Source organism: Pseudoalteromonas rhizosphaerae (genome assembly GCF_902498845.1).
GTDB classification, from domain to species: domain Bacteria; phylum Pseudomonadota; class Gammaproteobacteria; order Enterobacterales; family Alteromonadaceae; genus Pseudoalteromonas; species Pseudoalteromonas rhizosphaerae.
In genome coordinates this window covers 483,792-495,784 of the sequence record NZ_CABVLM010000001.1, presented here as the reverse complement: position 1 = coordinate 495,784, position 11,993 = coordinate 483,792, and the positions used below count along the sequence as shown (strand labels likewise).

10 protein-coding genes are annotated in these 11,993 nt (G+C 39.5%); all 10 read right to left on the bottom strand.

All coding sequences use genetic code 11. From position 1 onward, the window contains the following. Window positions 1–57: 57 nt before the first annotated feature. The gene (locus PSR9079_RS02025; RefSeq protein WP_149980250.1) at window positions 58–1,677 is read right to left on the bottom strand and encodes a hypothetical protein; all 1,620 of its coding nucleotides are present in this window, start codon (window positions 1,675–1,677) and stop codon (window positions 58–60) included. Window positions 1,678–1,989: 312 nt separating this feature from the next. Next, window positions 1,990–3,297 (bottom strand): tetratricopeptide repeat protein, encoded by a 1,308-nt coding sequence (locus PSR9079_RS02020; RefSeq protein ID WP_149980249.1) that lies wholly within the window; start codon window positions 3,295–3,297, stop codon window positions 1,990–1,992. Window positions 3,298–3,330: 33 nt separating this feature from the next. Beyond that, entirely contained in the window at window positions 3,331–3,936 is a 606-nt protein-coding gene (locus PSR9079_RS02015) for an energy transducer TonB (protein WP_149980248.1), read from the bottom strand. 10 nt (window positions 3,937–3,946) lie between these two features. Continuing rightward, complete coding sequence (locus tag PSR9079_RS02010) at window positions 3,947–4,357, bottom strand: ExbD/TolR family protein (RefSeq protein WP_145235576.1); 411 nt, start codon at window positions 4,355–4,357, stop codon at window positions 3,947–3,949. Between the two features lie 50 nt (window positions 4,358–4,407). Continuing rightward, window positions 4,408–4,935, bottom strand: a complete 528-nt coding sequence (locus PSR9079_RS02005; RefSeq protein WP_145235579.1) for a MotA/TolQ/ExbB proton channel family protein — start codon at window positions 4,933–4,935, stop codon at window positions 4,408–4,410. A gap of 3 nt (window positions 4,936–4,938) precedes the next feature. Next, complete coding sequence (locus tag PSR9079_RS02000) at window positions 4,939–6,306, bottom strand: MotA/TolQ/ExbB proton channel family protein (protein ID WP_149980247.1); 1,368 nt, start codon at window positions 6,304–6,306, stop codon at window positions 4,939–4,941. Between the two features lie 9 nt (window positions 6,307–6,315). Further along, the gene (locus PSR9079_RS01995) at window positions 6,316–7,068 is read right to left on the bottom strand and encodes a DUF3450 domain-containing protein (protein WP_149980246.1); all 753 of its coding nucleotides are present in this window, start codon (window positions 7,066–7,068) and stop codon (window positions 6,316–6,318) included. Between the two features lie 215 nt (window positions 7,069–7,283). Further along, complete coding sequence (locus PSR9079_RS01990) at window positions 7,284–7,901, bottom strand: DsbA family protein (RefSeq protein WP_149980245.1); 618 nt, start codon at window positions 7,899–7,901, stop codon at window positions 7,284–7,286. Window positions 7,902–8,011: 110 nt separating this feature from the next. Beyond that, complete coding sequence (locus PSR9079_RS01985; protein ID WP_149980244.1) at window positions 8,012–9,901, bottom strand: methyl-accepting chemotaxis protein; 1,890 nt, start codon at window positions 9,899–9,901, stop codon at window positions 8,012–8,014. A 423-nt stretch (window positions 9,902–10,324) separates the two neighbouring features. After that, window positions 10,325–11,596 (bottom strand): sugar MFS transporter, encoded by a 1,272-nt coding sequence (locus PSR9079_RS01980; RefSeq protein WP_149980243.1) that lies wholly within the window; start codon window positions 11,594–11,596, stop codon window positions 10,325–10,327. Window positions 11,597–11,993 lie beyond the last annotated feature (397 nt).

The following is an 11,993-nucleotide window of genomic DNA, read 5'->3' as shown; positions in this document are numbered from 1 at the left end:
ACCTAAAATTCCCTTAAAAAAGGCGCCGTAGCGCCTTATCATTAGAGCCGGTCTAGATTAATTACTAGCGCGTTGTAAAGATGCGGCAACAAAATCAGCCCACTCACTTGATTCACCGTCTTTAAGTGCACCAATATAGCCTGCGTTAGTAAAGAAAGAGTTAACTTCACTCATGTCTTTAGCTGTTGTAGCTACTGCAGTGCCTTGTGAATCAGTAATAGTTGCAGCTGTTGAAACACCATCAGCACCAAGTACATTTGCAAAATCAGCAAAACCAATTAACTGGTTATTCTCGCCACCAGTAAACCAAGAAGCAATATCAAAACTTGCTAATGCGCCAGTTAAAGGTGTATTTACGTCTTCAAAATTCTTACCACACGCAAATATTGAGCTCATAAATGCGATATCGCCATTATTTGCATTCGCATGCACACCAGCATCCCCTGATTGGTCTTTTTCATTATATAAATCAAGACAACCAGCACCATCTACAGATGAAGAGTTTACAAATAGCATATTCGCTAATTGCGCTTTACCCCATTCTTTCATTTCCATACCAGCACCAGTACGACGCCCTTCAGCACCTTGGTCGCCAGTAGTTACAACCGTTGCATTAGCAATTGTTGGATTAGAAACAGTTGTTACTAAATCTTGTGCATCTGCTGATAATGGATCTACCTTAGCGCCATCTGTTTCAAAGCCATGGTTTCCATATTCATTTGAACGTACAAGAATAAATTGTCCATAGCCTTTCCAGCCTTCATCCCAATCAATACCATCATCACCTGTATCAGTAATAACAATATGTTTAAGGTTAACGCTACCACCAAAAAGCTCTATACCATCATCAAAACCATTATGAACATGCACGTAATCAATCGTTGTGCCTGAACCTACAGCATTAAGGGTTAAACCATTAAGCTCATCGCCTTCAACACCAAAACCCGCATATTTTATAACTATATGCTTAAGGATACCGCTGCTATCTTGCGGATCATTACCACCATAATACGATACAATACCTTCAGCAGCGTGGTTACACATATCTTGTGCCGCAGCCGCAGCCGTACAACGGATAGAATGGCCTCGGCCATTTACCTGAACGCCACCCCAATCACCAATTTGTGCGGTTGTTGCATCATCGCCATCAACTTCTTTGATGCTTGTGAAAATAATTGGCTTATCTACTTCACCAATTGCTTCAATATTTGCACCACGTGCAATACGAATAAAACTCTCAGGCTTAGTAAAAGCTATCGTCGCGCCAGCTTCAATAGACAATGTAGGACCATTGCCATCAATTGTAGCGCCTGTTGATGTGTCTACATCATCACCAATAAATAATGCACCTTCAAATACATGTGCGCCGCCATTGCTTAATGCAGGGATAACAAAAGAGCTGGTAATTTCTTTCGCATTACTTGCAAATGCTTGACTGTAAACACAGTTAACACCTTCTGCTTCACCTGTAAATGTAGCTCCATCTAATGTATATGTAGCGCAACTTAATGTATCACCACCATTATCACCACCTGGGTTAGTCACTGAGTTGTCTACACTATTATCTACACTGTTATCAACTGTTGTAGGTGTAACATTAATATCACCACCGCCACAGCCAGCGAGTGTAATTGCAGTAGCCACAAGGCTGACTTTAAATAAACCAGATAATTTCATTGTTCACTCCGTTAAAGTATTTAATTATTTTGTTAGCGCATTAAGTAAAACTCAAGTCACTTTAAAACACGAAAAACATGCTTTAAGGTCACTTGAGCTTTAGAACGAGGACTACAATACGGGAGCTGTATGACAATACAGTTACACTTTAATAAACATAAAGTGACAATATAATTTATTTAAATAACAATTTGTTAGGAATATTTAGAACGAAAAAAACCGCCCTGAGGCGGTTTTGGTGTTGCGATTATAAAACGAGTTTTTTAATAAAATCGTTGAAGTTAAAATGGCATTTTTTAACGCCATATTTACTTATAACAAAGCGGTGCGTAATGTTTCAGCATGCAATTTTTCACGCTTCACGTATTTGATCCATTGTTCAGCCAATCGCTGCGATTTTTTATGCTTTTCGGCTTGTTCGAATGCTAAAATAGACGCGTCAAAGTTTTGTAAACTATATTGCGCCATACCTAAAGCAACATAAGCATTTGATTCAAAATCTAGTGAACCTTTATCAAGCGCTTTACGCGCTGCGTCAGCTGCATCTTCATACTTTTCAAGATTCACATACACTTCGGCTAAACGTTGCTCGTACTTTCCATGGCTTGAAAGATCAGCTGCTTTTGCAAAATAACTAACAGATTTTTCATCTTCTTTTGCTTGTATCATGGCTTCTGCAATAAATGCGTAATTTTTAGCTGACTTTTCCGCAATACCAGATGCAACAGCTTTACTCATCACATCGGCAGCTTTAAAAGCTAAACCATTGTATAAATAAACTTGTGCTAGTTGACGCAAGTCTGATTTAGAAGTCAAAAAACCTTGCTGGTAAGCGGCTTCGAGTATTGCTAACTGCTGTTTTTCTTTACCTGTTTCGCCATACATACCACCGAGCTGAACCCAATACTCAGGCTTATTGTAAAGTTTGACCATACGTTCAAGTACAGCAACTACATTCTCAGTTTGATTAAGTGAATAATACATAGCACGCAGTAACACTAACCAGTTCTCTTTTGGCTGTTTGCCTTCACTATCACTTTGCGCGATAGCCAAGTTAATGTTATCAATACCATTTTGGTAATCTTTTAGCTGATAGTAAGCTTGCGACTTAAGCACATAGTAAGCATCCGTTTTAGGCTTAGTGTTGATTGCATCCCATTGCGCTAAAAAGTCTAACACTTTGTTGTAATCGCTATTCGCCATTGCAAGCTGCGCTAAACTAAAGCTGGTACTTAATCGTAAAGACTCAGGGATCTCTTCTTCAGCAACGACTTTTTCAAACGACGCGATCGCTTTCGGTAAATCATTCTCGTTGTAATAAATAAAACCATAAAAATTATACATCATGGCTTTTTCATACGAGTTCATACTGGATGAACGTTCATTTATATTATCAAGCGCAGCAAGGCCCGCTTTTGCATCACCATCATCAGCTAACTTTTGCGCACGAGCCAATTGGCTATATACTTTTTCACGCAGTGCCGGCACGCGCTTTGTTTTTACTTCCTCTGCATAGGCCGTTGCTAAATTAACACCTGGCAACATACTTACTACGCTTGGTAAAGCAACACTAGCACTTAGTGCTAACGAGCAAAATAATGCTGTTTTTAATAATTTCATAATCGCCTCGTTTCTCTATCCATTTATTCAGTGCTAACCATTTATTTGGAAAGAAATTTTATTCTGTACACCCGCAACTTCAACAGCTTCACCGTCTACTACGCGAGGTTTATATTTAAATTTAAGTGCGGCATCCATGGCTGCTTGATCAAACAATGATTCAGGCTCAGCTTTTACTACCTTTGCATCACGAACAGTACCTTGCTTAGTCACTGTAAACTCAACAATCACATAGCCTTCAATGCCCCGTGACAATGCTCGACGTGGGTAAACAGGTGCAACTTTAACAATCGGTAAGTATTCACCGTCGCTTGAATCAAGTGCTAACCCGCCACTGAGACTCACGTCAGCATCCACACTGGCACCAAAGTCAAAGTTAGACGCTGCTGCATTTGGATCACTATTTTGCATTTGCGGTGAATCCATTGGCGGTGGTGGCTCTTTCGGCGTTGGCGGCTTTTGTGGTTTACGTTCTTTCTTTTGTACTGTTTCTTCTTTTTTAAGCCTTACAAAATCAAGTACATTACCTTTAGCAGGCTCTGTCATCGCCCCTTCACCACCGGTGATAAGCGCTTGCATGCCCAAAAACAACATAAAGGTCACAACACCGGCAACTAATAATGCTACTAAATAACGCATTATGGCTTCCTTAGGCTTCTTGTGCCGCGATAGACACATCAAATACACCTGCGGCGCGTGCTGCATCCATCACTTTAATAAGGGTATCTGTAGTGGCTTTTTTGTCAGCCTGAATAACGACACTACCTTGTGGATTTTCTGCTTTTAAACGCTCAATGTTTGCTTGCACAGCACGCACATCTATTTGACGTTTATTGATCCAGATTTCACCTTGATCTGAAATCGCAACTAGAATATTTGCACGCTCTTTCTTAACGGCTGTTGCCGCTTCTGGGCGATTTACATCGATACCTGACTCTTTAACAAAAGAGGCGGTTACAATGAAGAAAATAAGCATGATGAACACAACATCAAGCATCGGGGTCATGTTTATTTCTTCAGCTTCATCTTCTTGAAAAAGGCTTCCTAATGGGGCTCTCATTTTATTCTCCTGATTGTATGTGGCTTTCGCCACATACTAAAAATTGTTGTTTAATGGTCTAAAACCATGCTGTCTTCAAGTAGGGCTACTTCGCGCTTTGCTTTGCGTTGTAAGTACGTAGAAGCAAATACACCAGATAACGCACCAACCATGCCTGCCATTGTCGGGATAGTCGCTTTCGACACACCTGATGCCATTGAACGCGCACTGCCCGTTCCGGTAATCGCCATCACATCAAACACTTCTATCATACCTGTTACCGTACCGAGTAACCCCAGCAGCGGACACAAGGCAACCATCACATTGATCAGCGCTAAGTTGTTGTTTAACTTCATCCCAGCGCGTGAAATAGTTGCTTGGCGGATTTGCTCAGCGTTCCAGCTATTACGCTCATCGCGCCCTGTCCAACTACTTTTAATGGCATGTTTGTAACTACGAAAACCATTAAAAAAATAAATAAATCGCTCGAGTATCAATAACCACATCGCGAAGATTAACACTCCGATGACCAACAGAACTTGGCCACCAGTGTCGAGAAAATCACGGATAGCATTGATTGAGTCAATCAATAGCACCATGGGTTATGCTCCCTTTTCGCTACGCTCAGCGATAATACCTGCGCTTTGTTCTTGCAAAATAAGCAGCAAGTTTTTAGAGCGGGTATTCAATAAGGTGTATAAAAATACTGTTGGGATTGCCACAACTAAGCCAAGTACCGTAGTAACAAGCGCTTGTGAAATACCACCAGCCATTAATTTAGGGTCACCTGTACCAAACAAGGTGATTGCTTGGAAGGTATTGATCATACCGGTTACCGTACCAAGAAGACCTAACAATGGAGCAACGACCGAGATAATCTTAATGAGCGTTAAGTTGCGGGTGATTTTTGGCATTTCACGTAAAATCGCTTCACTTAATTTAAGCTCTAAGGTGTCGTATGCTACATCTGGGTATTGATCTTTGACTTTCATTACACGACCAAGTGGATTGTCATCACGTGGCACCGAGTCTTTAAGTTGACGACGGATTTTGCTGCCCATTAGCATCAATGAAACAAATCGTTCAATAGCGATAATTAAAGCAAGTAAGCCAACACCTAAAATAACGTAACCTACTGCACCACCTTGATGTACTTGCTCTGAAGTATCAGGTGCTTGTACCAATAAACCAAGGATAGAGCCACCGGTTGGGTCAAGCGCAAATTGTACAGTGCCTGATTTAGCTTGTTGTAAATCATTCGCCGTTGAGGTGTAACGGCCAACAGGCTGACGGGTAAGCTCGCTTAACGTATTAGTGCTGGTGTTATAATCAAGATACTTACCTTCTGAAATTAAGTTAAAAGCCCCCACTCGCATAACTTCTTGCTTAGCTTTGTTGCCGCCTTCTACAATTACATCTGTTGTAAAACGTGACACTTTACCTTGCTCAGTCATTTCGCGTTGCAGTTCAAACCATACTTTTTCAATGTCTTCGATTGATGCAAGTTTAGAAGTCGAGCCCATTTTTTGAGCCAATTCATCCATAAAAGCACCACGACCAGGTAGCTGTGCAGACACTACTGACGTTGCAAATTTATTACTTGAATCGCCAGCCACTTGTTGCAGCACACCAAAAAGTTCTTTCAATGAACCCATACGCTTAGATAATGTATCGGTTAGGTTAGCAAGTTTTACTTCATTTTCTTCGAACTGTGTTTCAAGACGCTCAGACTCAACCAGCATTTGATTACGTTTTGCTTGAGTGTTTTTAAGCATTTGCACTTGTTCATTTTGACGTGCAGCAAATTCTTGCTCGCGTTGTTTATTTTGTGCTGATTGCTGTGTTTTACCTTGCTCAAGTGTTTTTAATAACGAGTCTAAATCCATTGCTTCAGCAGCAAAGCTGTTGCCCGCAAAACCAAGGGTGGCACCAAATAAAGCAATTTTGGTCATTTTTGTAAAAAGTTTCATTTTAACCTCTTAATCCGCAGCGTGTACTGGCAGTGTTAACATATCTGGGGCAAGTTGCTTACGTGCAATACGTAAACCTTTACTAATTTGGCTGATTGTTGAGTCATCCAGGGCAACAAACTGTTTGCTTGTTGTATCCCATGAGCCTGCTTTTTTACCATCGCGAGTAAGGTAAATAAGTTCTAAACGACCAATGCGTAAGAAATCGACTTCACGCTCTTGACCATCAACATCTAATAACGCGGTATAGGCTTCGATGGTACGGCCGTAATCAACTTCAACTTGGTACGCTTCTAAAACACGGCGGAATTTTTCACTTGAATTAATGTCAGCACGGTTCATCATGTCTTTTAATGACGCTAAACGCTTTTCACGTTCATCGGTTAGAAACGGCACATCAAGAGCAACAAATTGCTCAAGGCCTGTGATCATGCGTAGCATTAATGGGGTAATTTGACGTTCAATAATAGACACTTGATCCATAGATAAGTTAATGGCTTCCATTTCACTCATTTGGTTACTAAGCTGTTTGCTTAGTTGTGCGTTATAAACCGTTAAACCATCAATTTCTTTATTGAGGGTTTTAAACTGTTGTAAACGCCCCTGCATTGAGTCTGCAATCTTGTCTATTTTTGTTTGTGATTGCGCAGCTGATTGGTTAATTTCACTGCTTTTATCGATAACCTTATTTAAATCATTTGCTTGCACTGTTGCACTCATGGCTACAATACTAGCTAATATCAATGGTTTAACGCCTTTCATCGCATACACCTTTACTCGTTAAATTAGCGGATTTGCTAGTTGCTTAATATCAATGAACGAGATTCTATAGGTGAAAAATGACAGAGGTGTTGCGCTAAAAAGTCCTTTTTATGACAACTGCCATAAATACAACTTTTTACGTTAGATAAAGCAATAGTTTTTAATATTTAACAAGCGTGTACGCTTTAATGATGAGTGAAGTGAGATTAAATAAATTAATCGGCAAGTATACGATGAATGGTGCTGAGCACAGCATTTGCGTTGGTATAGTTTACGGCGATAGCAAAGTACTGCTGTTTATGACAAAGAACTAACGATGGAAAACCCTGCACAGGTAACTGCTGAACATACGCTAACTCTTGTTGAAACGCCTGTTCAAGTTGTTCACTTTGCAATATAGCTAAAAACTCATCAGCAGCAATACCTATTTGCTGTGCACAGCTAACGAGTGTATTAAGATCCGATGGGTTTTGTGCCGATAAATAATAACCCTGCTGAATTGCACCAAGCATAACCCGCTCTTTATTAAAATAACGTGCTGCAATCACCGCCCTACACGCAGGGTAAGTGCTGCGGCGTGGTTGACAGTTTTGCCAAAAATCAAAGTTAAATTTAGCACCGGTTTGCTGGCCAATACGCTGCCAAGTTTGTTGTAAAAACTGTTGCATACTTACTGGCATTGGCTGTTCGGAATCAGCAGCAAGGCCACCTACTTTATAAATAATATCAACTTCATTCGCTAAGGCGTCTTGGATTTTTTGCCAGCACTTTTGAAAACCCCAACACCAACTGCACATTGGGTCGTACACATATATAAGCTGACTATTATTCATTATTGGCCTGTTACTGTTCACTGGAAACAACGTTATTTAGCCCTTCATCCTTGGCTTACAGGTGATTCCGGCATCATTTATTTTATCTTTTTAGTTATCGCTGATTGCATTTAGACTTTAAAACGTAGCACCATTTTTTCAAGTTCATCAAATTGCAGTTTTAAACGAGTACACTCAGCTAAAGTGTTATTTAAGTTTAGCTGACCTTGTTGAGATAACTCACTAATTGTATGAATATCATTATCTAAAGAGTGTATTACCTGATTTTGTTCAGTGGTCGCATTTGCAACACTATGATTTACATCATCAATTGCTTTTATAGCTTTGGTTACTCCTGCCATTTGCTCACCGGCTGCTTGCGCTTGTTTTACAGTATTTTCGCTTTCAACTAAACTGGCTTTCATAACCGCAACGGCACTGCCTGAACCTTGCTGTAATTGGCTAACGGTATTTTCAATTTCTTGGGTTGATTGCTGAGTACGGTGAGCTAACTGGCGCACTTCATCTGCAACAACGGCAAACCCACGACCAGCCTCTCCGGCACGAGCGGCTTCAATTGCGGCATTAAGTGCAAGTAAATTCGTTTGCTCGCTGACTCCTTTAATAACTTCGAGTACTTGACCAATACTTGCAGAGTGTTCAGCAACACTACTAATAATTTGTTGTGCTTGTTCCATATTTTGCGATAACACACCAATGGCATTGATATTATCATTTAACGTACTTTGACTTTGTACTGACTGTGTATTCGCATCAGTAGCAAGGGTTGATGCATGACTTGCGCTGCTTGATATTTCAATCGCACTTGATGACAGCTGATTAATCGCTGTTGCAACGCTGTCTGTGCGTTTAGTTTGGTCACTGTACATCGTTAGCGTCGACTCTGTTTGCTCAACTAAGCTTTCCACTGAACGTTCAAGTTCAACCGTGGTCGTTTTTACTTGGTCAATTGAGGTATGAATTTTATCTATAAAGGCATTAAAGTAACCTGACAGTTCACCAAATTCGTCATCGTTTTCAATCTCTAAACGACGAGTTAAATCCCCCTCACCTTGGGCTATATCTTTAATTGCATCGTTTAAACGCTGCATAGGCCGCATCAAATAACGCAATGAAAATTGCATCATTAATATCGTCGCGATAACTCCCAAACACATATATATCGCAGCCATATTTCTAAATGAAGCCACTGATGAATAAGCAATATCTTTGTTGATCACCACACCTAAATACCAATCTACATTTTCAATACCTTTGATATGTGTAAATGATACAAGATGATCAATACCAGCGATTTCTTGCTCCACAAACTCAGCTTTTAAAGCAAGGTTTTTACCAAACAGCTTCGCCATACTCTGATCGTTTAATTTGATATCTGGATGGCTTAGAATGCGACCGTCACTGTCTAATAGAAAACCATAACCAAAACCTAAAAAATCAATTTCGTTGACTATTTGAGTGATGGTTTGCATATCGATATCGGCGCCGGCGACGCCACTAAAACGGCCATTATTTAAAATGGGCGCAACCGCTGAAATAGTTAGCTCATTGGTGGTTACGTCTATATAAGGAGTCGTAAACGCTGTGGTGGTTTTATTTTCTACCAGCTTATACCAAGGACGGATTGTGGCATCATAATCAGCAGGTAATACAACTGTTTGATCATTGAGTACAAAAGTACCATCAGGTTTGCCTATATAGGTGTTTTTAAACTTACCTGCCATTTCTGCGCTATTGAGTTGGCTAAGAGTTAATTCCTTAGTGTCATTTTGCTGATGCGTTTTCGCTACAGACTGAACGATTGCTAATTTATTATTGAGCCAATTAGCAATATTTTGTGAAACCGATTGAGAGCTTTCTTGTAATATTAGAGACAGTTGCTGCTGCGTTTGTGAGCGCATTGAAATAAAGTTATTGATGGTAAATAACCCCAGCACCAACACTAATACCACAGATGCTGCGATAGTTACCTTAGTGGTAAATTTTAGCGAGCTTTGCATGACACACCTATTTATTTTTTTATCGTTGTTAGCTAACTACTTTTTAACAAAAATAACGCTATTTGTCTTATCTTATCGCCAACAGTTGCTATGTTATAGCCAAAAACAATAATAAAGCATGGTAAAAAAATTAGTTTAGCGCTTACTCCTATAACAAATTCATAAAGTAATTAATCGATAAGTAAAGACAGTCAATGTCGTAATTGCACCGAAAAAATAACAAACTCAAAATTGGAAGGTTCCAGTAATTTTTATAAACAATAGCTATTGAATACGTATTCAGTGCATATCCGTCGTTATTTTGTAATGAACTAAACTGCGAGGTTTTACTTTAGAGTGCGATTGATTCATTGAGAATAATAAGAAAATAAATGCATTTACAGTGCTGCAAATGCATTTATCTAAAGAGGTTTTACTATTAGCTTAGTTTATTTTTTGTTGCCACTTGCTCGCAAGTTTTACAACATTCAACCCGTACCAAGCGATAAAACAATAGCAAAGTGCTGGGATAATAAAACTAACTTGAATATTCATTGCATCAGCAACAACGCCTTGAATTAACGGTACTAATGCACCACCAACAATCGCTAAACAAAGCCAACCAGATCCTTTACTGGTTAATGAACCTAGCCCTTGAATAGCGACTGAGAAAATTGTCGGAAACAAAATAGAATTAAATAAACCAATCGACAGCACAGCATATAAAGCAACGTCACCTTCAGTGAAGATTGTAATTAAAAGTAACGCAATGACCGCAAATGCATTAAAAGCAATTGCTTTTGATGGTGCAATTTTTTGTAATGCAGCAGAGCCAATAAAGCGCCCTACCATCGCCCCGCCCCAATAATAGGCAATTAATGCGGCAGCGGTATGCTCTTCGAGCCCTGCAATATGAGCTTCACCGAAAAAGTTAACTAAAAAGCTACCTATTGCCACTTCACCACCAACATAACAAAAGATACCTAACACACCCATAACTAAATGCGGGGCTTGCGTTAAAGAATGACCTTTTGCTTTGCAATCGAGTTCTTCTTTGTGTGATTTAATTTCAGGTAATTTTAAAAATGCAAACACAACAGCAATAGTAAGCAGTGCTGCAGCAAGCATTAAATAAGGAATTTTTACCGATTCTGCTGTCGCCGCAGATGCAGTCAATGAGCCTGCTGCGCCAAAGAACAAAATGCCACCAACATAGGGCCCAATAGTCGTTCCTAATGAATTAAGTGCTTGCGCTAAATTTAACCGTGACGAAGCTGTTTTTTCAGGCCCAAGCGCCACAACATAAGGGTTAGCCGATACTTGTAAAATGGTGACACCACCGGCTAGTACAAATAATGCGGTTAAAAATAGCCAATATTCATGTACGACCACTGCAGGATAAAATAACATACAGCCGATAGAAGCCACGATAAGACCGCTAAGCACACCATTTTTATAACCAAATTTCTTAACCAATATCCCCGCGGGTAAAGAAACAATAAAGTAAGCACCAAAGAAGCAGAACTGCACTAACATCGCTTCCGTATAACTAAGATCAAACACCCCTTTTAAACGCGGGATCAGTACATCATTTAGTACTGTGATAAAACCCCATAAAAAAAATAGAGTTGTCATTGCAGTCAAAGGTAACAGGTAATTATTATTTTGCTGCGGCTGCTCAGTGACAAACGTTTTATTTATATTTATTTCACTCACGTGATTTTCACTCCATTAACAAGTTGTGTGTGATTCTACACAGTCCAATAAAAAGATCACAAACTAATATTTGGACCGTTCCATACTTTTTATTCAATGGTATCGCTATTTAACGAATATAATTAACTGGAAATGGACATAGATGCTGGCTAATTTCCAAAGCAGTGATTTTTTACAAGAACATATCAAAACAAATTTAAATTTTTAGCACCTAAATTGTGTTGATAAACAAGATCAGGAAGGCTTTTAGCACTTCCATAAAGGCGATGCCACCATTTTTGATTTTTTGATTTTTTGATTTTTTGATTTTTTGATAAATAGACGCGCCACTTAGCCTCTTGTAAACGTTTTATATTTAACTATGCAATGGCCTATTTGGGTGAGATTAACAGTGGCT

Excerpts from the sequence above, each read along its gene's own strand:
- PSR9079_RS02025 (WP_149980250.1), bottom strand. The coding sequence starts at position 1,677 with ATGAAATTATCTGGTTTATTTAAAGTCAGCCTTGTGGCTACTGCAATT.
- PSR9079_RS02020 (WP_149980249.1), bottom strand. The coding sequence starts at position 3,297 with ATGAAATTATTAAAAACAGCATTATTTTGCTCGTTAGCACTAAGTGCT.
- PSR9079_RS02015 (WP_149980248.1), bottom strand. The coding sequence starts at position 3,936 with ATGCGTTATTTAGTAGCATTATTAGTTGCCGGTGTTGTGACCTTTATG.
- PSR9079_RS02010 (WP_145235576.1), bottom strand. The coding sequence starts at position 4,357 with ATGAGAGCCCCATTAGGAAGCCTTTTTCAAGAAGATGAAGCTGAAGAA.
- PSR9079_RS02005 (WP_145235579.1), bottom strand. The coding sequence starts at position 4,935 with ATGGTGCTATTGATTGACTCAATCAATGCTATCCGTGATTTTCTCGAC.
- PSR9079_RS02000 (WP_149980247.1), bottom strand. The coding sequence starts at position 6,306 with ATGAAACTTTTTACAAAAATGACCAAAATTGCTTTATTTGGTGCCACC.
- PSR9079_RS01995 (WP_149980246.1), bottom strand. The coding sequence starts at position 7,068 with ATGAAAGGCGTTAAACCATTGATATTAGCTAGTATTGTAGCCATGAGT.
- PSR9079_RS01990 (WP_149980245.1), bottom strand. The coding sequence starts at position 7,901 with ATGAATAATAGTCAGCTTATATATGTGTACGACCCAATGTGCAGTTGG.
- PSR9079_RS01985 (WP_149980244.1), bottom strand. The coding sequence starts at position 9,901 with ATGCAAAGCTCGCTAAAATTTACCACTAAGGTAACTATCGCAGCATCT.